Origin of the sequence: Pedobacter ginsengisoli (genome assembly GCF_002736205.1) — a bacterium.
In the GTDB taxonomy this organism is placed as follows: Bacteria; Bacteroidota; Bacteroidia; order Sphingobacteriales; family Sphingobacteriaceae; genus Pedobacter; species Pedobacter ginsengisoli_A.
In genome coordinates, this window is record NZ_CP024091.1 from 4,806,711 (window position 1) to 4,829,767 (window position 23,057).

General features: G+C 36.1%; 23 protein-coding genes. 20 read left to right on the top strand and 3 right to left on the bottom strand.

The genetic code is table 11. The features are described 5' to 3' along the window. Nucleotides 1-81: 81 nt before the first annotated feature. The 20 genes from CPT03_RS20165 to CPT03_RS20260 all read left to right on the top strand — a co-directional run bounded on the left by CPT03_RS20165 (nt 82) and on the right by CPT03_RS20260 (nt 20,136). On the top strand, nt 82-1,062 hold the full coding sequence (locus tag CPT03_RS20165; protein WP_099440512.1) for a deoxyhypusine synthase family protein: 981 nt from the start codon (nt 82-84) through the stop codon (nt 1,060-1,062). A gap of 253 nt (nt 1,063-1,315) precedes the next feature. After that, nucleotides 1,316-2,608: a c-type cytochrome gene (locus tag CPT03_RS20170; protein ID WP_099440513.1), complete on the top strand. Its 1,293-nt coding sequence runs from the start codon at nt 1,316-1,318 to the stop codon at nt 2,606-2,608. A 47-nt stretch (nt 2,609-2,655) separates the two neighbouring features. After that, nucleotides 2,656-5,730 (top strand): TAT-variant-translocated molybdopterin oxidoreductase, encoded by a 3,075-nt coding sequence (locus CPT03_RS20175; RefSeq protein ID WP_099440514.1) that lies wholly within the window; start codon nt 2,656-2,658, stop codon nt 5,728-5,730. Between the two features lie 23 nt (nt 5,731-5,753). Next, nucleotides 5,754-7,226 carry an NrfD/PsrC family molybdoenzyme membrane anchor subunit gene (gene nrfD / locus CPT03_RS20180; protein ID WP_099440515.1) on the top strand — a complete coding sequence of 491 codons (1,473 nt, stop codon included), beginning with the start codon at nt 5,754-5,756 and terminating at the stop codon, nt 7,224-7,226. A gap of 2 nt (nt 7,227-7,228) precedes the next feature. Next, complete coding sequence (locus CPT03_RS20185) at nt 7,229-7,765, top strand: DUF3341 domain-containing protein (protein ID WP_099440516.1); 537 nt, start codon at nt 7,229-7,231, stop codon at nt 7,763-7,765. Beyond that, nucleotides 7,758-8,366: a cytochrome c gene (locus tag CPT03_RS20190; RefSeq protein ID WP_317044314.1), complete on the top strand. Its 609-nt coding sequence runs from the start codon at nt 7,758-7,760 to the stop codon at nt 8,364-8,366. Before CPT03_RS20185 ends, CPT03_RS20190 begins: the two co-directional genes overlap by 8 nt. A 14-nt stretch (nt 8,367-8,380) precedes the next feature. Beyond that, nucleotides 8,381-9,595, top strand: a complete 1,215-nt coding sequence (locus tag CPT03_RS20195) for a quinol:cytochrome C oxidoreductase (RefSeq protein WP_099440518.1) — start codon at nt 8,381-8,383, stop codon at nt 9,593-9,595. A gap of 68 nt (nt 9,596-9,663) precedes the next feature. Further along, a complete protein-coding gene (locus CPT03_RS20200; protein ID WP_099440519.1) occupies nt 9,664-10,896 on the top strand; it encodes a cytochrome c oxidase subunit II in 1,233 nt (410 codons plus the stop codon). Nucleotides 10,897-10,916: 20 nt separating this feature from the next. Then, on the top strand, nt 10,917-12,806 hold the full coding sequence (locus CPT03_RS20205; protein ID WP_172954201.1) for a cbb3-type cytochrome c oxidase subunit I: 1,890 nt from the start codon (nt 10,917-10,919) through the stop codon (nt 12,804-12,806). 192 nt (nt 12,807-12,998) lie between these two features. Next, the gene (locus CPT03_RS20210) at nt 12,999-13,955 is read left to right on the top strand and encodes a COX15/CtaA family protein (protein ID WP_317044315.1); all 957 of its coding nucleotides are present in this window, start codon (nt 12,999-13,001) and stop codon (nt 13,953-13,955) included. An 11-nt stretch (nt 13,956-13,966) separates the two neighbouring features. Further along, complete coding sequence (gene cyoE, locus CPT03_RS20215; protein WP_099440521.1) at nt 13,967-14,845, top strand: heme o synthase; 879 nt, start codon at nt 13,967-13,969, stop codon at nt 14,843-14,845. Between the two features lie 6 nt (nt 14,846-14,851). Then, nucleotides 14,852-15,442: a heme-copper oxidase subunit III gene (locus CPT03_RS20220; RefSeq protein WP_099440522.1), complete on the top strand. Its 591-nt coding sequence runs from the start codon at nt 14,852-14,854 to the stop codon at nt 15,440-15,442. A 30-nt stretch (nt 15,443-15,472) separates the two neighbouring features. Next, on the top strand, nt 15,473-16,180 hold the full coding sequence (locus tag CPT03_RS20225; RefSeq protein ID WP_099440523.1) for a cytochrome c oxidase subunit 3: 708 nt from the start codon (nt 15,473-15,475) through the stop codon (nt 16,178-16,180). A gap of 20 nt (nt 16,181-16,200) precedes the next feature. Further along, nucleotides 16,201-16,560 (top strand): cytochrome C oxidase subunit IV family protein, encoded by a 360-nt coding sequence (locus CPT03_RS20230; protein ID WP_099440524.1) that lies wholly within the window; start codon nt 16,201-16,203, stop codon nt 16,558-16,560. Next, nucleotides 16,560-17,267: an SCO family protein gene (locus tag CPT03_RS20235; RefSeq protein WP_099440525.1), complete on the top strand. Its 708-nt coding sequence runs from the start codon at nt 16,560-16,562 to the stop codon at nt 17,265-17,267. The genes CPT03_RS20230 and CPT03_RS20235 overlap by 1 nt, the downstream gene beginning before the upstream one ends. A gap of 21 nt (nt 17,268-17,288) precedes the next feature. After that, nucleotides 17,289-17,861 carry a DUF420 domain-containing protein gene (locus CPT03_RS20240; RefSeq protein ID WP_099440526.1) on the top strand — a complete coding sequence of 191 codons (573 nt, stop codon included), beginning with the start codon at nt 17,289-17,291 and terminating at the stop codon, nt 17,859-17,861. 54 nt (nt 17,862-17,915) lie between these two features. Beyond that, on the top strand, nt 17,916-18,170 hold the full coding sequence (locus CPT03_RS20245) for a hypothetical protein (protein WP_099440527.1): 255 nt from the start codon (nt 17,916-17,918) through the stop codon (nt 18,168-18,170). After that, a complete protein-coding gene (locus CPT03_RS20250) occupies nt 18,154-18,552 on the top strand; it encodes a DUF983 domain-containing protein (protein ID WP_099440528.1) in 399 nt (132 codons plus the stop codon). Before CPT03_RS20245 ends, CPT03_RS20250 begins: the two co-directional genes overlap by 17 nt. Further along, nucleotides 18,549-19,211, top strand: coding sequence for a DUF2461 domain-containing protein (locus CPT03_RS20255; RefSeq protein WP_099440529.1), 663 nt, complete (start codon nt 18,549-18,551; stop codon nt 19,209-19,211). The genes CPT03_RS20250 and CPT03_RS20255 overlap by 4 nt, the downstream gene beginning before the upstream one ends. Before the next feature lie 82 nt (nt 19,212-19,293). Then, nucleotides 19,294-20,136, top strand: a complete 843-nt coding sequence (locus CPT03_RS20260; protein ID WP_099440530.1) for a flagellar motor protein MotB — start codon at nt 19,294-19,296, stop codon at nt 20,134-20,136. 101 nt (nt 20,137-20,237) lie between these two features. Here the strand turns inward: CPT03_RS20260 and rfbC are convergent, their stop codons facing one another. Genes rfbC through CPT03_RS20275 form a run of 3 tightly spaced genes read right to left on the bottom strand, consistent with a single transcriptional unit; the run spans nt 20,238 to nt 22,927 of the window. Further along, nucleotides 20,238-20,792, bottom strand: a complete 555-nt coding sequence (gene rfbC / locus CPT03_RS20265) for a dTDP-4-dehydrorhamnose 3,5-epimerase (protein WP_099440531.1) — start codon at nt 20,790-20,792, stop codon at nt 20,238-20,240. 8 nt (nt 20,793-20,800) lie between these two features. Then, the gene (locus tag CPT03_RS20270; RefSeq protein WP_099440532.1) at nt 20,801-21,103 is read right to left on the bottom strand and encodes a DUF4286 family protein; all 303 of its coding nucleotides are present in this window, start codon (nt 21,101-21,103) and stop codon (nt 20,801-20,803) included. A gap of 15 nt (nt 21,104-21,118) precedes the next feature. Then, nucleotides 21,119-22,927: a tetratricopeptide repeat protein gene (locus CPT03_RS20275; protein ID WP_099440533.1), complete on the bottom strand. Its 1,809-nt coding sequence runs from the start codon at nt 22,925-22,927 to the stop codon at nt 21,119-21,121. Nucleotides 22,928-23,057 lie beyond the last annotated feature (130 nt).

A 23,057-nucleotide genomic window follows, 5' to 3' on the forward strand; every position in this document is an offset into this window, starting at 1 on the left:
TAGATTTTGAACCAGAGATGAAGTACAATTAGGGCATTAAGATTATTTGCCTATTTTTGCGGCAATAAATATAAAATCAAAATGAGTACAACAAGAGGACCTATATCTCAATTTATGGAGAAAAATTATCTCCATTTTAATGCAGCCGCGATGATAGATGCTGCTAAAGGATATGAAACACATTTAGATGAAGGTGGTAAAATGATGATCACGCTTGCGGGTGCGATGAGTACCGCTGAGTTGGGAATTTCATTGGCTGAGATGATTCGTCAGGACAAAGTATCAATAATTTCATGTACAGGTGCGAATCTGGAAGAGGATATCATGAATCTTGTTGCGCACTCACATTATAAAAGGGTACCAAATTATCGTGATTTAAGCCCTCAGGATGAATGGGATTTATTAGAGAACCACTACAATCGTGTAACTGACACTTGTATTCCTGAAGAAGAGGCATTTCGCAGATTGCAAAAACATATTTATAAAATCTGGAAAGACGCAGACAATGCGGGAGAACGTTTTTTCCCACATGAGTTTATGTATAAAATGCTGTTAAGCGGAGACTTGGAGCAATACTATGAAATTGATCCTAAGAATTCGTGGATGCTTGCAGCGGCAGAAAAGAATTTGCCAATTGTTGTGCCAGGATGGGAAGATTCTACAATGGGTAACATCTTCGCATCTTATGTGATGAAATCAGAAATTAAAGCAACAACCATGAAAAGCGGTATCGAATACATGGGATGGTTAGCAGATTGGTATATCAAAAATAGCGAAGGCAAAGGAATTGGATTCTTTCAAATAGGAGGTGGTATAGCCGGTGATTTTCCTATATGCGTGGTTCCAATGTTGTATCAGGACATGGAAATGGAGAATATTCCTTTCTGGAGTTATTTCTGTCAGATCTCTGATTCGACAACTTCATATGGCTCATATTCAGGAGCAGTTCCTAATGAAAAAATTACCTGGGGTAAGTTGGATATAAATACACCAAAATTTATCGTAGAATCTGATGCGACCATAGTGGCACCACTGATCTTTGCGTGGTTATTAAAAATGTAATTTAAATTAACAAGTCCTGCTTTGAAAGTAGGACTTAAAATGGAATCAATGATTTTTAAAAAATTGCTGATTTTCGTCGTTTAAAGCATAAAAAACGAACTATTTAGATTGATTATAAATTGTATTTACTGTCATTTATTTGTCATTGGTAAGTTAATAAATTTTACTTTTGTGGACGTTTTGGTGAAGGACCTAAGTTTAAAAGCCAATTACGTTTATAAAGTTTTTTAAAAAATAGCATAAAATACTCATTATGAGGGATATCTCATTGATCGTTAGAAGAGTTTGGAAGTCGGCATTCATGTTTACGGCTCTATCTGTTTTAATCGTTTCTGCAACACAGGCACAAGATGTAGTAGAGGGCCGCAAACTATTTAAGGATAATTGTAATTCTTGTCACCAGTTAGATCGTAACAGTACTGGTCCTGCATTAACATCAAAACTTAATGAGCTTGATGAAGCTTTTGCAATCAAGTGGATCAGAAACTGGAAAGCGTTAGTTGATGCAGGAGACAAACAAGCTATCGAGGCTTCGAAGTTTTCAGCTGCGGAGATGACAACATTTCCACGTTTGACTGATGATCAGATTAAGAACATTATAGCTTACGCTAAAGCAGGTGAGCCTAAGAAAGAAGGAGAGAAGGCAGCAGCAGAAGGAGTTTCTGAGGGCACCTCCAGTTTCTCAATTGCAGGGGTTGCTGCAATTATTCTTATATCTATTATTGTATTGATCGTTTTAGGTCGTGCAATAAAAATGTTGGAGCGCTTGATACTTCAAAAACAAGGAGTTGCCCTTGCTGAGGAAGAAAACGTTTCTTTTGGTGCGGGTATTAAAGGATTATTTAAGAATAAGAAATTTGTATTCTTCTTTATTCTTTGTTTAATAATAACATTAGGGTCATTTGGCTGGATGGGAATGTGGAATACCGGTGTCCATACTGGTTACCAGCCGGTTCAACCAATTAAATTCTCGCATGAGCTACATGCAGGTACCAATCAGATTGATTGTCAATATTGCCATGCTGGTGCGTTTAAATCAAAAAATTCAACTATTCCATCTTTGAATGTTTGTATGAACTGTCACAAGTCGGTACAGGCAACAGAGAAATATGACGGAGAGATTTCGCCAGAGATTCAAAAAATCTACACTGCGCTTGGATATGATCCTGCAACTATGACTTATGATCACTCAAAAGAAAAGCCAATTGAGTGGGTTCGAGTTCACAACCTTCCTGATTTTGCTTACTTCAACCACTCTCAACACGTAGTTGTAGGTGAGGAAGCGATCAGAAAAGAAAAAGGTTTAAAACCTAATGAGCCTGTTTGCTTTGCATGTCATGGTCCGGTTGACACAATGGAGGAGATTTATCAATACTCTCCACTAACCATGAAATGGTGTGTGAACTGTCATAAAGATACCAAACTTGAAGTTAAAGGAAATGCATTCTACGATAAGATTATCGAAGCGCATGAGAAAATCAAGAAAGGTGAGAAAATCACACCAGCAGCTTTGGGTGGTTTAGAGTGTGGTAAGTGCCACTATTAATTAGAGTTTAATAAAAAGAACGTTCGATAAACAGTAATATAGCTTAAATGGAAAGCAATAAAAAATACTGGAAAGGCTTAGAAGAGTATAAAAATACTCCGGATTTTGTTGAAAATAACAAAAACGAGTTTGCTGAGCCACTTCCAATAGAAGATGTTTTAAATGAAGCAGGGTTAAGTACAGTAACTCCACGCCGTGACTTTTTGAAAGCTTTGGGCTTTGGGTTAGGTGCGGTAACACTGGCAGCTTGTCAAACTGCTCCTGTTCACAAATCAATTCCTTACCTGGTTAAACCTGAAGAGGTAGTTCCAGGTATACCGAACTATTATGTTTCAAGTTTTAACGGACAAAGTGTTTTAGTTAAAACAAGAGAGGGAAGACCGATTAAAATTGAACCAAATCCTAATGCAGGAACGTTTAATTGTGGTACTGATGCTCAAGCTCAGGCTTCTGTGTTAGATCTTTACGATGTTTCAAAGCTTAAAGCTCCTGTATTAAAAGATGCAGAGAGTAATTGGGCTGAGATTGATAAGTTTGTGCAGGCTGAGTTAAATAAAGCTCAGGCTTCAGGTAAGAAAATCCGTATTGTTTCATCTTCAGTAAGCAGCCCTTCTACTAAATCGGTTGTTGCTGATTTTACTACTGCTTATCCTACTACTAAGCATGTTCAGTATGATGCTGTATCTTATACAGGTATTATTAAAGCGAATGAAAATAGCTTTGGTAAAGCTGTAGTACCTAAATATAATTTTGATAAAGCTGATCTGATTGTAAGTTTCGGAGCGGACTTTTTAGGTACATGGATTAGTGGAGAAGAATTTACTGCACAATACGTTTCTAACAGAGATCACAAATCTTTGAAAGCTGGTAAGATGTCTCGTCACTTCCAGTTCGAAGCGGGTATGAGCTTAACAGGAACAAATGCTGATACGCGCGTTCCGGTTAAATTATCAGAAGAAGGTCCTGCTTTAATTGCTTTGTACAATGCGATTACAGGAAGTGCTTTAGCTGGTGCTGCATTACCTAATAATGTTACTGCTGATAAAGCACTTAAATTAATAGCTAAAGAATTATTACAAAATAAAGGAAAGTCACTTGTAGTTTCAGGGTCGAATGATGTATCTACTCAAATATTGGTAAATGCAATTAATTCGGCAATTGGTAGCTACGGTACTACTATAGATCTTGATAATCCTTGTAAACGTTACGCTGGTAATGATGCAGAATTTGCAGAATTTATCAACGAGATGAACAGAGGTGAAGTTGCCGCAGTATTTTTCTTAGATAGCAACCCTGCTTATGATGTCGCAAATGCTAAAGGGTTTACTGACGGATTAGGTAAAGTTGGATTGAAAGTTTCTTTCTCTGACAGAAGAGATGAGACTTCGACATTGTGTGATGTTATTGCCATTAACCATAACTACTTAGAGTCATGGGGTGATGCTAACGCATATGAAGGATATTATTCAATTGTACAGCCAACTATCAACCCAGTATTTAACTCACGTCAGGCAGAGGAAAGTCTTTTAATCTGGTCTAATGGCCCGGTTAAAGAATATTATCAGTATGTACGTAATAACTGGGAGAAGAGTATTTTACCGGCATTAGGTAAAACATGGCAAGATGTATTGCAGACTGGTGTTTTTGCCTCGGCATTGAAACCTGCGGGCACATATACATTTAGCTTGTCATTGGCTGCTGTAATACCTTCAATTGTAAATAATAGCAAAGCTTTAGCTAAGGATATCGAATTACAGGTTTACGAAAGTATTCCAATGAGAGACGGTAAACATGCTAACAATGCATTCTTACAAGAATTACCTGATCCTGTTTCTAAAGTAACCTGGGATAACTACATTGCTTTAGCACCGAAATTTGCTAAGGAACAAGGCTTTAAAGAATTTGATATCGTTTCAATAAAAGACGATAAAGGTTATGAAATTGAGTTACCAGTGCTTATTCAGCCAGGACAAGCTCAGGGAACTGCTTCTATTGCTTTAGGTTACGGACGTACAAAAGTTGGTAAAGCAGGAGATAACGTAGGTAAAAATGCTTACCCATTTGTAAGCTTTACTAATGGTACTTCTAAGTATGCAACTACTGTAAAGCTTTCGGGAACAGGAAAAACTGAAGAGTTAGCTCAAACACAAACTCACCACTCTTTTGAGGGTAGAAATATTATTCGTGAGGCTACTTTTACAGAATATAAAAAGAATCCTGCTGCTGGTTCAGGTAATGACCATGCAAAACATAAAACTTACGATCTGTGGGATAAATATGAGAAACCAGGTAATAACTGGGTTATGGCAATCGACTTGAATGCTTGTACTGGTTGTGGTTCTTGTATAGTTGCTTGTAATGTGGAAAATAACATTCCTGTTGTAGGTAAAGTTGAAGTGCGCAGACGCAGAGAGATGCACTGGATTCGTATTGATCGTTATTACAGCTTTAATGTTGAAGAAGGTCATGCAGAAGAAGCTCATGCTCATGGTGAACATGGAAATGGTATTAATTCAGTAACTAAAGAGAAAGAGATAGCTCATTTAGATAACCTGGATAATGTTTCTGTAGTGCATCAGCCAATGCTTTGTCAGCACTGTGACCATGCTCCATGTGAGACTGTTTGTCCAGTATTGGCAACTGTACACTCGTCAGATGGTTTGAACCATATGGCTTATAACCGTTGTGTAGGTACACGTTACTGTGCAAATAACTGCCCATATAAAGTACGTCGCTTTAATTGGTTTAACTACTGGAATGACTCACGTTTTGATAACTACCTGAATAATGAATTTACGCAGTTGGTTCTTAACCCTGATGTAACTACACGTTCAAGAGGTGTTATGGAGAAATGCTCTATGTGTATTCAGCGTATCCAAGCTGGTAAATTACAGGCTAAAATTGAAAAACGCCCATTGAAAGATGGTGATATCAAAATGGCTTGTCAACAAGCTTGTTCTGCCAATGCAATCATCTTTGGAGATGGTAACGATCCTAACTCGGAAGTATCTAAAGCATTACGTAGTGAGCGTATTTACTATGTTTTAGAAGAGATAAACGTACAACCGGGTATAGGTTATATGACAAAAATTAGAAATACAGATACAACAGTACAAGCGTAAGCTGATATTAAAGAAAATAAATTATGTCAGGACATAAGGAATCAATATTAAGAGAACCATTAATCACAGGCAAGAATATCACGTATGCAAAAATTACGGATGATATTTTAATGCCTGTAGAGAATAAGCCTAACAGGGCATGGTGGATTGGATTTATAATTGCACTTTGCGGTGCTACTCTTTGGGTGGTAGCCGTTGGTTATACCTTCTGGTTCGGTATCGGAGCATGGGGTTTAAATAAAACAGTAGGTTGGGCATGGGATATCACCGGTTTCGTATGGTGGGTAGGTATTGGTCACGCAGGGACGTTGATTTCGGCGGTACTATTACTCTTCCGTCAGAACTGGCGTAACTCTATTAACCGTTCTGCTGAGGCGATGACAATATTTGCCGTTATTTGTGCCGCTACATATGTTGTATCACACATGGGTAGACCATGGTTAGCTTATTGGGTACTTCCTCTGCCAAATCAGTTCGGATCACTTTGGGTTAACTTTAACTCCCCACTAGTTTGGGATATGTTTGCGATCTCTACTTATTTCTCAGTTTCACTTTTATTCTGGTATACAGGTCTTTTACCTGATATCGCAACTATTCGTGACCGCGCAACTGGATTAAGACGTAAAGTTTATTCAATAATGTCATTTGGATGGGCAGGAAATGTTAAAACATGGCAACGATTTGAGGCTGTATCTTTGATCCTTGCGGGTATTTCTACACCTCTTGTACTTTCTGTACACACAATTGTATCAATGGACTTTGCAACTTCAGTAATTCCAGGATGGCATACCACAATCTTCCCTCCTTATTTCGTGGCAGGGGCGATTTTCTCAGGATTTGCGATGGTGTTAACCTTATTGTTGGTTGCACGTAAAGTATTAGGTTTGGAGAATTACATCACTATGTTCCACATTGAGTCGATGAATAAAATTATCATCTTAACAGGATCTATTGTAGGTGTTGCTTACTTAACAGAATTTTTTATTGCCTGGTATTCAGGTTCTGAATATGAGCAATATGCTTTCATCAACCGTTCAACAGGACCTTACTGGTGGGCATACTGGATGATGATGACATGTAACGTAATTTCTCCGCAGTTGTTATGGTTCAAAAAGATCCGTACCAGTATTGCAGCTACCTGGATTTTATCTATTGTAGTAAATATAGGTATGTGGTTTGAACGTTTCGTAATCATTGTAACTTCATTACACCGTGATTACCTGCCATCGAGCTGGGCTATGTTCTATCCATCTTGGGTTGATGTAAGTGTGTTCGTAGGATCAATAGGTGTGTTCTTTACATTGTTCTTATTGTTTTTAAGAGTATTACCTTCAATTGCTATTGCTGAAGTAAAATTGTTACTTAAGAGTGCAAGTGAGCAGGCTAAGTTAGAGCAGATTAAAGAAGGACATCTTGAAAAAGAACATGTAGCAGAATACATTGACTCTTTAGAGAAATTTGATAGTGTTAAACAAGAAGATTACGCAAAAATATAACAATGAATAATATCAAATATATTTTAGGCAGTTTTGGTGATCCTGATGAAATGATGCATGGAATTCAAAAATTGCAGGATAATAACATTAAGATACATGATGTTTATACACCAATGCCAATCCACGGTATTGAGGCAAAGCTGGGTGTTAAACGTTCAAGGTTGGATATAGCAGCTTTCTTTTTTGGAATTACTGGTACAATTACCATGTTGTCATTTGTATACTTTGCAGCAGCATATGATTGGCCAATTAATATTGGTGGTAAACCGCATTTTGCATTACCGGATTTTATTCCAATTACATTTGAGCTTACCATCTTGTTTTGTGCTTTTGGTTTAGTTGGTTCTTATTATGCTTCAACCCATTTATTTCCGGGGAGAGCTCCAAGGGTAATGGACTTAAGAGCAACAAATGACAGGTTTATTATTGCTATTGATGCAAAAGAAAATGTTGAGCACAATAAGATAGATGATTTATTAAAAGAAGCTGGTGCTTTAGAAGTAAAGTATAATGAAAGGAAGTATGTTAGCTATGAATAGGAATAAAGTAGTTTTAACCTCGTTTTGTATTCTTGCCACTGCTGTTGTTTTTTCAGCATGCAGAGATAAAAGTAGTACGGGTTTAGAATACGCAAGGAATATGTATGACCCGATTGCACTTAATCCGGATCAACCTGTTTCTACCACAAATGACTTTTTAAAAAGTTTTAAAGGGCAGACTGCTCAGACTCCTCCGGCACACACTAGTCCGGTTGGTTTTGTTGAGGAAGATGTTTATCCAAATACAAAAGAAGGTTATGAAGAAGCTGGTGTTAAATTGATAAACAGTTTGCCGGCAACAGAGCAGAATCTTTTACAAGGGCAGCATTTATTTAATGCATTTTGTTCACCTTGTCATGGTAAAGAAGGTGATGGTCAAGGTCACCTTGTTAAATTGGAAAAAATTAACGGAGTTCCATCATTTCATGATCCTGAAAAGACTTCTTCCAGAGGAGGTTTAATGAAAGATCTATCGGCAGGTAAGATTTATCATACAATTAAATATGGTGTTAACATGATGGGTTCATACGCATCACAATTATCGCCAGAAGAGAGATGGAAAGTAGTACTTTATGTACAACAATTACAAAAAGCAAAATAGAAAAGAAGAAATAAATGGGAACTCATAATTATAATTTAACTGAGCAGTTTGAGTTTACAGGTAAAGCAAAAACCTTAAGCATAATCGCTATTGTAATAGGATTATTGGCTATAGGATATGGCTTTTCGGCTAAGGAGCTTCATGAGCGTACTTTTGCTAACCTGTTACTAATGGCTTATTACTTCGCTTGTGTTTGCATGTCGGGCGCATTCTTTTTAGCTGTTCAATTTGTAGCACAGGCAGGTTGGTCTGCTTCTATACTACGTGTACCTGAGGCAATGGCAAAAGCACTACCAATTGCGGTGGTTATTTTAATTGCTGTAATGGCCGCAGGTTTATATACACATAATTTATATCATCACTGGAATGCTCCGGGATTAACAGATCCTAATAGCGAAAACTTTGATAAATTAATACAAGGTAAATCAGCATTTTTAAATGTTCCATTCTTTATGGCTCGTCAGGTTATTTTCCTGGGGGTATATAGTTTTTTTGCATTATTACTTGCTAGATTGTCAAATAATGAAGATCTAGAAGGAGGATTAAATTCTTACAGAAAGAGCTTTAAATATTCTTGTGTATTTCTTGTAATTTACGGATTTACTACTCCAATATTTGCTTTTGACACAGTGATGTCACTTGAAGCTCACTGGTTTTCTACAATGTTTGGTTGGTACAATTTTGCAGCGATGTGGGTTAGCAGTTTAGCTACCATAGCTATTATCTTGATTCTTTTAAGGAAATCAGGTTATATGGCTTGGGTAAATAACAGTCACTTACATAACTTAGGTCAATTTATTTTTGGTTTCTCTATCTTCTGGACTTACGTATGGTTTGCTCAGTTCTTATTGATTTACTATGCAAATATGCCTGAGGAGACTGTATATTTTTACAAAAGGTTTGATAATTATGAATTTTGGTTCTATCTGAATTTAATTTTAAACTTCCTTGCTCCATTATTGCTATTAATGGATAGAGATAATAAAAGACAGGAGAATATTCTTCTAACAGTATCAATAATAGTATTATGTGGTCACTGGGTTGATTATTATCAAATGATTATGCCTGGAACAGTAGAGGAACATCATGGTTTTAGTATCATTGAAATTGGTACTGCAGTAGGTTTTGTGGGTTTGTTTACCTTTATAGTTTTAAATGGCTTAAGCAAGAAACCTTTAATTGCAAAGAACCATCCATTTTTACAAGAAAGTTTAAATCACCATTTGTAATAGGTGATCCGGATAGGATATAATAAATAATAGTATAATAGAAGTACAGTGTTACTACTTTTAAGGAAATGAGTCTAAGAAAATTAATAAGTAATAAAACAATAGCGGCACTAGCAGTGATTTTAACTGCATTTGCAAATACGAGCGCCTTTGCACAGGCGGCCGCTGCAACCGCTGAGAAACCTGTTGATATGGGACCGGTTTATAAAACCGCAACGTTCTATGTTCTTGCATTTTTACTAGTTTGCTTATTTGTAGCAATAGTTGGTAAAGCAATAAAGGTTTATGAACTGACCCGTGAGGTTCAAGATAAACCAAAGGGAATTAACTGGGATGCAATAAACGGAGGTTTATTCGCCTTGTTCCTTATTGTAGGTTTATATGGTGTATATTGGGAATATACAGTTCATGGAAACATGATCTTACCTGAGGCCGCTTCTGAGCATGGTAAAAAGATAGATCAGATGTTCAATATTACATTGATCCTTACTACTATCGTTTTTATTGTTACACACATTCTTTTATTCACTTTCGCCTATTTCTATAAACATAGTGGAAAAAGAAAGGCTTATTACTACCCTCATAATAATACGATTGAGCGTATCTGGACAATTATTCCCGCTTTAGTATTAACGGTCCTTGTACTTATGGGTTTCCTTACATGGAGATCTATATTTTATAAAGTTGAAGATCCTAATAATAAGCCTATCAGTATAGAGATTACTTCATCGCAATTTGCCTGGGCAATTCGCTATGCTGGTGCTGATGGCGTAGTTGGATTGAAAAATTATAAGTTAATTACTTCTGATAATGCATTAGGTATTGATTTTAAAGACAAAAAGACATTGGATGATCAGCTTGCAGAAGTTATGGTTATTCCAGTTAATAAGCCTGTTCGTTTAATTCTTACCAGTAAGGATGTAATTCATAGTTTTTACATGCCACACTTTAGGGTTCAATTGAACACTGTACCGGGTATGACTTCGTATTTCGAATTTACTCCTACAATTACTACAGAGGAGATGAAGGCTAAAACAAATGATCCTAAATTTAAATACCTGTTCTTATGTAATAAGATTTGTGGTGATGGTCACTACAAAATGCAGAGAGAAGTTAAAGTTGTTTCACAAGCTGAATATGATGCGTGGGTTGCTGAATTACCAACATATCTGACTGATGATTTAAGGAAGCAATTTAATTTGCCTGTAGCTTCGGCTCCTGCTACTGAAGCAGCGCCTGTTGACACAGCTGCAAAAGATACTTCTGCAGTTAAAACGAATCAAATAGCTTTAAAAAAATAACAATACTGGAATAGCACATTATGTCAACTATATCATTACACGATACACATAACCACGATAGCCATGATGATCATGGTCATCACAAAGAGACTTTTTTTACAAAGTACGTCTTTAGTCAGGATCACAAGATGATCGCTAAGCAGTTTTTGATAACTGGTATTATCATGGCTGTTATAGCAATGGGCTTATCTATTTTGTTCCGTATACAATTAGCATGGCCAGATAAAAGTTTCCCTCTTTTAGAGACATTTTTAGGTAAATGGGCTGAAGGTGGAAGGATAAAACCAGACTTTTATTTAGCCTTAGTTACAATACATGGTACCATTATGGTATTCTTTGTATTAACAGCTGGTTTAAGTGGTACCTTTAGTAACTTATTGATACCTCTTCAAATAGGAGCAAGAGATATGGCATCACCATTTCTTAATATGCTTTCATACTGGTTCTTTTTTACAGCTTGTGTAATCATGATGAGTTCATTCTTTATACAAACTGGTCCTGCAAGTGCTGGATGGACGGTTTATCCGCCTTTGTCTGCATTGCCAACTGCAATTAGTGGTTCTGGATTAGGAATGACTTTATGGTTAATTAGTATGGTACTATTCGTGGCATCATCATTAATGGGTGGTATCAACTACGTAAGTACTATTTTAAACATGCGTACTAAAGGGATGGATTTATGGAAAATGCCATTAACAATATGGGCGTTTTTCTTAACGGCTATTTTAGGTATTCTATCTTTCCCTGTGTTAGTTGCAGGTGTTGTATTATTAGTATTTGACCGTAGTTTTGGAACGAGTTTCTACCTTTCTGATATCGTTATGGGTACTCAAGTATTGCCAAACGAAGGGGGATCACCGATTTTATGGCAACATTTATTCTGGTTCCTGGGGCACCCTGAGGTATATATTGTAATTATGCCTGCAATGGGATTGTCTTCAGAGATTATGTCTGTAAATTCAAGAAAGCCGATTTTTGGTTACCACGCAATGATTTATTCATTGATCGGTATTACTATATTATCATTCATCGTTTGGGGTCACCACATGTTTGTAACAGGTATGAACCCATTATTAGGTGGTGTGTTTATGATTACAACTTTGATCATTGCTGTTCCATCTGCAGTTAAGACATTTAACTGGTTAGCTACATTATGGAGAGGTAATATTAGATTTACCCCTGCTATGTTGTTTGCTATAGGTATGGTGTCATTCTTTATCTCTGGTGGTTTAACTGGTATATTCTTGGGTAATGCATCATTAGATATTAACTTGCATGATACCTACTTTGTTATTGCTCACTTCCACCTTGTAATGGGATCGGCTGCAATATTTGGTATGCTTGCGGGTGTTTATCACTACTTCCCAAAAATGTTTGGAAGATTAATGAGTAGTAAGCTTGGTTATTTACACTTTTGGATCACATTTATCTGTGCTTATTTAGTGTTCTTCCCTCTACACTTTTTAGGACTTGATGGAGTTCCTCGACGTTACTATGCATTTACTGAATTTGAGTTTATGCAGAAATGGGTTACGGTAAATATTTTAGTTACCTGGTCTGCAATTATAGCGGCATTAGCTCAAGTTGCATTCTTGTTTAACTTCTTCTATTCTATCTTTAAAGGTAAAGTTTCATCGAGAAATCCATGGGGAGCAAATACACTAGAGTGGACTACTCCGGTTGAGCGTTTACATGGTAACTGGCCAGGTGAGATCCCAACTGTTTATCGTTGGCCGTATGACTATAGCAAGCCAGGAGCTGAAGAAGATTTTATTCCTCAAACTGTGCCTTTCTCTCAAACTATGAGTTCGAATATGCCTCATGATTTTGAAGGAAATGCGGAATCTGAACGCATACAGAGAGAGTGGGAAGAGAAAGAAGAAGCTGCAGGCAAAACAAAATTAGACTAGCATATAGTTTATAATATGATGAGGTATCTGCAGTAGGTAAATACTTACAACAGATACCTCATTTTTTTTAAATCTAATACACACCATGGTTCCTAAATCTGAGAAGAGATTTATCAGGCTAAACCTTATAACGATAGTTGTAACCTTATTGCTGATTTTGGCAGGGGGATAGTACGTAGTACAGGTTCTGGTATGGGCTGTCCGGATTGGCCTAAGTGTTTTGATCAATATATACCTCCAACCTCGGCCGAACAATTGCCGGGTGATTACAAAGAAAAGTATGTAGCTGAACGTGTAGTAAAGAATGAACGTTTTGCTAAAACGCTTGATAAGTTGGGTAAGGGGCATCTTGCAGATAGTATAAGACACGATGAATCTATTTTACAACCTGAAACTTTTAATGTAGCTAAAACCTGGACCGAATATTTAAATCGGTTAATGGGAGCTACAACTGGTTTTTTATTGGTTGGCTTGGTTGTTTATTCTTTTACTTATCGCAAAACTGCAAAGCGCATAGTTGTATTAAGTTGGCTTAATCTTATAGTGGTTGCTTTTCAGGCGTGGTTGGGATCTATAGTGGTTTCAACTAATCTGGTGCCATGGATTGTTACAGTTCACATGTTATTGGCTTTAGTAATTTTGGCAATATTGGTTTATACCTATAATTATGCCCAACAAATGCATAAAGCAGCAACTATAGTTATGGCTAAGGTTTTATGGTTGAAGATTTTAATCTTTTTAGCTATAGTAGTAAGTGTATTGCAGATTGTATTGGGTACTGAAGTAAGAGAGGCGGTTGACGCAGTTTCAAAAGCATTAATGTATACTGATCGTGAAAGCTGGTTAATTAAGGTTGGAAAGATCTTTTCTTATCACAGGGATTCGGCCATAATTGTGCTTATTTTGAATATTTTTATATATAAGATTGTTAAAGACAGATTCAACGGCAAAGCCACTGCATTGATGGTTGCTAATTCTATTGCTGTTGTATTAATTATTCAGATTGTAACGGGATTAATATTGTCGAACTTTGCATTACCACCTTACGCTCAGGCCCTACATATTTTATTTTCAACTTTACTATTTAGTCTGCAATACTATTTGTACTTGCTGGTTTACAAAACTGATACTTACAATCAAGAGCATTAATAATATATAATTTGAAACAGTTTTTAACAGATTTTTCTAAGCTCATTAAATTCAGACTTACATTTCTGGTTGTATTTTCTGCGTCTGTTACTTTTTTAATTGGATCTAAGGTAGAAATTAATGGAGTGATTCCAGGCATTGACTGGATGAAATGGCTTATTTTAATAGCTGGAGGTTTCCTGGTTACATCTGCTGCCAATTGTTTCAATGAAGTAATTGAGGTTGATCTGGATAAGCTAATGACTCGCACTAAAGATCGTCCGATGCCTGCGGGTCATATGACCACGGGGCAGGGATTGGTTTCTGGACTTGTAATGGGGATGCTGGGGACATGGTTGCTCGGTAAGTTAAATATAGAGACAGGGTTATTATCTGTTTTCTCGATATTTTTGTATGCATTTGCTTATACTCCATTGAAGCGTAAATCGCCAGTAGCAGTATTTGTTGGAGCCATTCCAGGCGCTTTACCCCCTCTCATTGGTTATGTGGCTGCTCATGGAAAAATAGATGAAATTGCAGTAATACTTTTTTTAGTTCAGTTTGTATGGCAGTTTCCTCATTTCTGGTCTATTGCCTGGGTGCTTGATGATGATTACAAAAAGGCAGGATTTAGATTGTTACCCACTACCAAAAGAGATAAAACGAGTGCGTTTATAACATTTGTCAGTACTTTAATATTAATTCCTGTTAGTTTATTGCCTACATTCTATGGATTTGGAGGCTATTATATTGCTGGAGTATCATTGATTTCGGGATTGGTATTTGCTTGGTTAGCATTTAAAATGTGGGTTAATATGGATTTGGTAAGTGCAAAGAAGGTAATGTTTTGCTCCTTCTTTTATCTTCCATTGGTTCAAGTGATTTTATTTTTTGATTTTATAGCTAAATAATTTAAAATGGTACACACATTAAATAAAGAGGATATGAACTCTGCAGCTCCAATAGATACTAAACCTAAAAAGTTTGTTATCTGGTTGTTTGTGGTTTCCTCGACTATTATGTTTGGAGGTTGGACAAGTTATTATATTGTTTTTGCTGCCTCTAAAGGCAAAGGACATGGCTTGGTACTACCTGATATTTTCATGTATAGTACGGCTGCATTAATAGGCAGTAGTATATGCTTATTTCTGGCGTCGAGAGCATTAAGAAACGGTCAGATTCAAAAGCAAAGACTGTTCCTGTGGTTTACTATCGCTCTTGGATTGGCATTTGGTTATCTGCAGGTAGAAGCATGGTCGAGCCTATATCAAAGTGGAGCAGCAATGGTGAATAATAATGCTGCTATTTCTGTTATTTACGTAGTTTCAGGATTCCACCTATTGCATATTTTTGCAGGTTTATGTATTGTATTAAATGCCCTGATTGGGGCTTATAAAGAATTGCCAATAGAAACACGCAAGTACCGGATGGAAATTGCTTCTATATTTTGGCATTTTATAGATATATTATGGATATATCTTTATGTTTTTTTACTTTTGAACAGTTAGATTTTTTAACAAACTATTACTATTTACAAAATGAGTTCATTATCACAATTAGATCAGGTAAAAACTACTCCATGGAGTGGGGGCCGCTCGCCGTGGTCAGTAGAGTACGGCAAAATAATGATGTGGTTTTTTCTGGTTTCTGATGCATTCACATTTTCGTCATTATTGATCTATTACGGAGCGCAGCGCTTCAGTAAATTTACTTGGCCGGATCCTGATTTGGTTTTCCAATCTATCCCAGGCATAACTGATAGTGGTGCTCCACTGGTATTTGTGGGTATTATGACGTTTATTTTGATCATGAGCTCTGTAACTATGGTACTTGCAGTAGAGGCTGGTCACAGACGCTCTAAAAAAGAAGTAGTATGGTGGATGATTGCTACTATAATTGGGGGCTTAATGTTCCTTGGTTGTCAGGCGGCTGAGTGGACACATTTGTTCCATGAAGGATTTGGTTGGGGTAAAATTCCCACAATGGAAACATTACATCATTTGTTTACTGGTGAGGTCTCAACTGTTTCTGCACTTCAGTTCTCTAACCTTTTCTTTACAATTACTGGATTCCACGGATTCCACGTATTTAGTGGTGTAATTATTAATATCATCATTTTATGCATGACTATTAATGGTACATTTGAAAAGCGCGGACATTACTTAATGGTTGAAAAAGTTGGTTTATACTGGCACTTTGTAGACCTTGTTTGGGTATTCGTGTTTACATTCTTCTATTTGGTTTAATTATTCTCAATTAAAATATTATGTCAGAAATACATACAGATCACTCTCACGGCGAGCATGCACATGGTGAGCATGCAGGGCTAGATAAAAAGAAAATTTGGCAGGTATTTGGTATCCTGCTTGCAATTACTGTAATTGAGTTTATCATCGCTTTGGTGCTTATTCCAGGCGGTCACATGTCTCAACACATTGGTAACTTCGTTTATATTGCATTAACTTTATTAAAAGCATTTTATATTGTTGCATATTTTATGCACCTTAAATATGAAAAGGTAGGACTTCAGCTTTCTTTAACTGTCGTTTTTGTTTTTATCTTTTACTTTATTGTTTTGATGTTAATTGAAGGAGGTTACTTACACTTACATATGCCTTTAGTTTAATGAAGGGTACTTCAATAAAAAAAGTATTAATCCTGGTCACCATATTAGCGGTACCAGGATTTTTGTATTATTTACTTCAGGAAAAGGGCAAAAACAGATACAGACCACTTCCTATTTTTGGCCACAAAGAAGTTGCTTCTACATTTCATTCAGTTAGAGGTAAACAGATTCCAGATACGATTTACCATATAGTAAGCGATTTTAAACTGATTAATCAGAATGAAGATTCTGTTAGTTGGAGCAAATATGGGAGTAACATTGTAATATTAAATCTGTTCTATACAAAAGGAGATGCTAATGGTGGAGGAGCAGCAACAAAGGCGATGAAAGGTTTTAATGAAACCTATGAACACAATAAAGCTGTTAATTTTATAGGAATCAGTATTGATCCTAAAACTGATAAGCCAGAGGTATTGGCTGATTATGCAAAAATACTTTCTGCGAAGGCGGGAAAATGGGACTTGTTAACCGGTGATAGCGTACAGTTATCTGGATTGATAAGAAATGGATTATCCTTAGATGCGCATCAAGAAAAGATTGGCACTGAGAACAAATTTATACATAGCAATATGCTTGTATTGCTTGATAGTCATCGTCGCATTAGAGGCTATTATGAGGCAACTAGTAAGGAGGCCTTATTAAAACTTGATGATGAGATTAAGGTTTTGCTGGCAGAGGAGTTGAGAAATTCCAGAGACGGAAGATAAGAAGGTCTAAATAGATAGGATATGAATTTTAACGATAAATTTTTTTTAAGATTAATATGGATTGTAACTGTAGTCGTGTTACTTGTGGTTTTAGCATTAAAGTTAATGCCACCTCCGGAAACTAAACCCTCTTTCATATATCTATTTCCACACATAATAGGCGGTATTAATGCAACTTGTTCTGTTCTCCTTGTTGTATCTTTAATCTTTATAAAGAAAAAAAATATACAGGCTCACAAAGTAACTAATGTTATTACATTTATTCTTTCGGCAATTTTTCTTCTTTTTTATATTGTTTTTCATCTCTATGAAAAAGATACGAAATATGGTGATATTGATCATAATGGTGTGTTGTCGGCAGTAGAATTGGCCGCAGTTGAATCAACACGTTATATCTATTTCTTTATACTAGCTACACATATTATTCTTGCCATAGTAGTTTTACCTTTAATTTTAGTGAGTTTCTTAAGGGGATTTAATATGCAGGTAGAACGTCATAAAAAGATTGTTAGGTGGGCTTATCCGGTATGGCTTTATGTTGCTGTAACTGGTGTAATTGTATATCTGATGATATCACCTTATTACAATTTTTAAACTGGCCTGACTATTCTTGAAATGTGTTACGGTTTCTTTACTTATATTTGTAATATGAAAAAGGCTGCATTTATCTTCCTCTTTATGATCCTGTTGACAGTGTCATTTTCAAATAATGTGAATGCGCAATGTGCTATGTGTACTGTAAGTGCAGAGCAAAGTGTAAAGAATGGCAATACTCAAGGAAAAGGCTTAAACTCTGGTATTTTATATCTGTTAGCTATCCCTTATGTTTTAATATCAGGAATTGGTGTGTTGTGGTACTTAAAATATCGCAAAAGAACCATGAGTTATGCAGAAAACCTCTAAGCTATACGCACTTATGCACGGTAAATGTCCTCATTGCAGAAGAGGAGATATTTTTACCGGAAGCCTTTATGGTTTTAATGTACAGCAGACTAATACGATTTGTGGGCATTGCGGCCAACGCTTTGAAATAGAACCTGGTTATTTTTACGCAGCCATGTATGTAAGCTATGCAATGAATTGTGCAGAAATGATTGCATTGGGTATTGCAACTTATGTATTGTCGGGAGGAAATCTTGAGTTCGAATCTTTATGGCTATATCTTACTGTAATCTTTACGGGCTGTTTAATTTTGGCACCCTTTAATTATCGTTATTCCCGAGTGATTTTATTACATTGGCTTTCTCCAAAAATAAAGTACGATGCCAATTACGATAAGCCATGATTAAGCCAGAAACACTTACTTTTATAAAAGATGTAGCTCAAAATAACAACCGTGAATGGTTTGCAGAGAACAAGAGCAGATATGAGACAGCGAAAGCAGACGTATTGGTTTTTATTGATCAGCTAATACCGAAGTTAGCAGTCATAGATCCAGAATTTTCTATTGATACCCCAGCTAAAAAGTGTTTATTACGAATTTATCGGGATGTTCGTTTTAGCAAAAATAAAGATCCATACAAAAATAATTTTGGCATTTCGTTTAACATTAAAGGAAGCAATATACATGGCCCTGGATACTATCTTCATATCCAGCCCGGAGAGTGCTTTCTTGCTGCTGGATTTTGGATGCCAGAGGCTCAGGTTTTAAAAAGTCTAAGAGAAGAGATAGATTACAACAGTTCTGAATTTTTGAGTATAGTTGATGATAAAAGTTTTAAAAGCATTTTTAATTTAAGCCAGGTGGATAAGCTAAAAAATGCTCCAAAGGGATATGATACCGAACATCCTCAAATAGAGTTTTTAAAACTTAAAAGTTTTATTGCAGTTTGTCCTTTAAAGGATGATGAGTTTTTAAAACAAGGAATCGTTGATAAGTTGAAAACTGCTTTTGAAAGTGTTTATCCTTTTGTTCTATTTTTGAGAAACGCAGTAGCGCAATAAATTTTCAGGAAAAACGTATAGTGTTAAAACTTTAATTGATGGGCTATACGGATTTTCTTACTCACTAAATTATAACACATTAATGAAAAAAATTAGCTTATTCCTATTCGTAGGGCTTCTTGCAAATGCATTTAGTTCCTGTGTTGTTCTATCACCCAAAAAATATAAATCATTATTAGCCACACAAGATTCTTTGAGGACAGGCTGGGGCGAATCACAATTAAAGAATGAAAATCTGGAAAGTTTGATCGCAAGATTAAGAAAGGATACTACAGGCTTAAGTAGTGCATTAAATGATTTGAAGGGCAAGTACTCTGAAATGGATAGCAATTATGCCAAGCTAAAGAATAATAGTTCTACTGAGATCAGCAAACTTTCTAATGATTTAAAAAAGCGAGAACAGCGCTTAAAAGAAGTTGAAGAAATCTTACGTAAACGTGATGAGGCTACAAACCAGTTAAAGGAAAAGCTGCAACAGGCACTTTTAGGATTTACTAAAAATGGATTAACTGTAGAGATTAGAAATGGTAAAGTATATGTTTCCCTTACTGATAAGCTGTTATTTCCTTCAGGAAGTATTATCATTGATGAGAAAGGTAAACAGGCCTTAAGTCAGCTTGCAGATGTATTGAAGCAGCAACCAGAAATAAATATTGCTGTTGAGGGACATACTGACTCTCAGAAAATTACGAACTTAGGACAAATTAAAGACAATTGGGACTTAAGTGTTTTGCGATCAACATCAGTAGTACGTTATTTGACAGAAGTAAGCAAAGTTGAGAGTGTACGTATGACGGCAACCGGAAAGGGAGAATTTCAACCTTTGAATGCCAATACAACAGCAGAGGGAAGAAGTAAGAATCGAAGAATTGAGATTGTACTTTCCCCTAAATTGGACGAGTTGTATGATTTGATTAAACAATAGTGTTATAGACTTTGAACCCAAAATGCCCTGTTAAATATTAACAGGGCATTTTGTTGAAGCCAGATCCATAAGCTTAGGACCACTGAAGATCAAGAAAGCGTTTAAAAAGGATTATCGAAATCTTTGAAAGCTGGTAATACCAGATCTTTTTCAGAGAGCAAAAGTTCTTCCTCTGGAATGCTGCTATTCCAGTTGATGTCGATATCAGCGTCATTCCAGATTACTCCGATTTCGGAAGCTTTATCATAATAATTAGTTACTTTGTAAGTGAAAATTGTATCATTTTCTAGAGTTAAAAAGCCGTGTAAAAATCCTGGAGGAATCCATAATTGTTTATGGTTATCGCCACTCAGTTCCAAACTAAAATATTGGCCATAGGTGTCAGATTGCTTTCTAATATCAACTGCTATATCTAAAACTTTTCCTTGTAAAACTCGCACCAATTTACCCTGTTCAAATGGGTTCCGTTGAGCGTGAAGTCCACGTAAAGCACCTTTTTGAGAAAAGGATTGATTGTCTTGGACAAAGTTAGCATCGATGCCTGCTTCGGAAAACAACTTTGAATTGTAGCTTTCGTAAAAATATCCACGATTGTCTTTCCAAACCTTGGGCTCAATAACCAAAAGGCCGGCAATGGGGGTCTCTGTAATATTCATAAATGGGGTTAAGCAATATATTCCATCAGGGAGGTAAATGATACCTGCTGATTTTGAAAATTAATATTTACCTCAGCTATTAGAGCAGACGCAAATTTATTCTGATATTCTAAGAAATTATCCATGTCTTCGACAACATATTGTGAACAGTATGTTACACCTTCATTTGGTGAGTCAACTACTTTTAGAAGCCGGTTTGAAATAAATAATCCGGTTTGCATTACTTGTGGGATATGGATTTCCTGCATCCATTGAAGCCAGCGATCTGCTGAGCTATCCTCGATAATTGTGGTTACATTATATAATAACATGGTGCAAAGATAAAACTATGTACCAATATTATCTCCACGAAGTTTTCTAAAACGTTTACGTGCTTCCGTGGTAAACATACTGCCAGGGTAATCGCTAATTAGCTTCTGGTACAGGGTTTTAGCTTCCTCGTTATTCTTTAGGTTTTTCTCATATAGGTCTGCCAATGTAAATAGAGCATCATCAGCCCAGAGACTATTGCTTTGTTGGGCTATAAGTTCTTTAAGAACCTTAACAGCATTGTTTATATCATTGGTTTTAATGTATATTCTTGATTTTGCCATTAATATATCATCTGCTAAACCATTATCGGGAAATTTGATTGCAATGCTGTCCAGTTTTCCAAGAGCTTTTGTAGGAAGATTTCTAAATTGAAGCATCTCGGCGTCGGCATACATTTTTAGTGCATTGCTATCGATTTTAGACTGTAGATTATCTGAAATCATTAAACTCAAATTCAATGCATCATTAGCAATTAATTGAGATGTTGATGCTTTTAAAACATCAGCCTGTGATTTAGCGTAGGCAAAATTACCTTGATAAAAGGAAAGTTTTGCTGAGCGGAAGTGAGCCTCATTTCCTACAGCCTGATTTTCAAATTGCTTAGCTACTTGTTCATAAATTAAAAAGGCTTCCCAAGGTTGCTGCGTCAAGATATAGATATCTCCAAGTTCAAGTTTCATTTGCCCAGTTTCTGTAGCTGATAGGCCAGAGATGGTTAATGCATCTTCTAAAGTTTTTTCGGCTGAGCTTAAATCATTAAGGAAGTATGCTTGTAAATTAGCTAGTTTCTTCATTGCAAAAACTGTTTGAACAGTTTTTCCATACTCAGAAATTATCTGAGTGTATTCTGTAGAAAGATCAGTAATTGCTTTTTTGTCATACTGTCCTGCAATTACCAACTGATACTTTGCATCTATCATTTCCACCTTTGCAGGCAAAAAGTATGGATTCCCCTTCCCTTTACTTATAAGATATTCAAAGGCTTTTATAGCAGTAGTATAGGCCTGATTGGCAACGAAAGTATTGGCCGCGTTGAACAGTATACCTCCATCATCTTTAATACGTTTATCCTGAGCTATTAATTGCCTTAATGCCAATTCATATTCTTGCTGCTGGAGATATTGCCAAATTAAAAGTTTGGTATAAATTTCAGTTTGAGGTTCTTTCTGTATTTTTTTTAGTAATGCAGACTGCAAAATGAGGTAATCGGCATTGTCTTCAAAAATTGTAGATAACACACTTTCTGCCTGTGGCAATAATTCAGGCATTTGCCCAAGTGCATTTATATATTCCTGTACAAGCATATTCTTATCCTTTTTAAAGCGATATATACTTAAGAGTTCGTAAGTGAAAATCTTTTCATTATTCAAAACCTTCCTCCCTTGTAAGAAGGTAGATATGGCCAGGTCATAGGCCTGAAAACTATAAAATATATTAGCCACCTCTCTGATTTTAAATTCATCAGCTGGTAGATTGTTCAACGTTTCTGCATATGCTTTATTTGCTGCATCTATTTGTCCCTTTTCCTGATAAACACGAGCAAGGGCCATGGTATAATGTAAGTTTTTTGGGTTTTGCTTAACTAGTCTCTTTGCTATCCTTTCAGCGTCTTCCAATTTTTTAAGCTTAATAAGGGAGGTATACCAGAGATCAAAATAAGTATCATTCTTAGTTGAATTGAACAATTTTTCCAGTAAAACAGAGGCTTCGTGATACTGTCCCTGCTGGTAATATTGAAATGCTAGTCCTTCATCAACATTGCCTTGAGCTAAAGAAAGAAAGCTAGAATAACAAAAGAATAAGATTAGGATTAACTTTCTCATTTGGGCTGGGTTATCAAAAGAGTCTCTAAAGTAGTGAATTGAATTCTAATTTCCTTTCCATATGTAAAAACATAAATGCGTATTTTAAATGTTACTCAGACAATATTTTCGATTGTTTAACATTTATTTT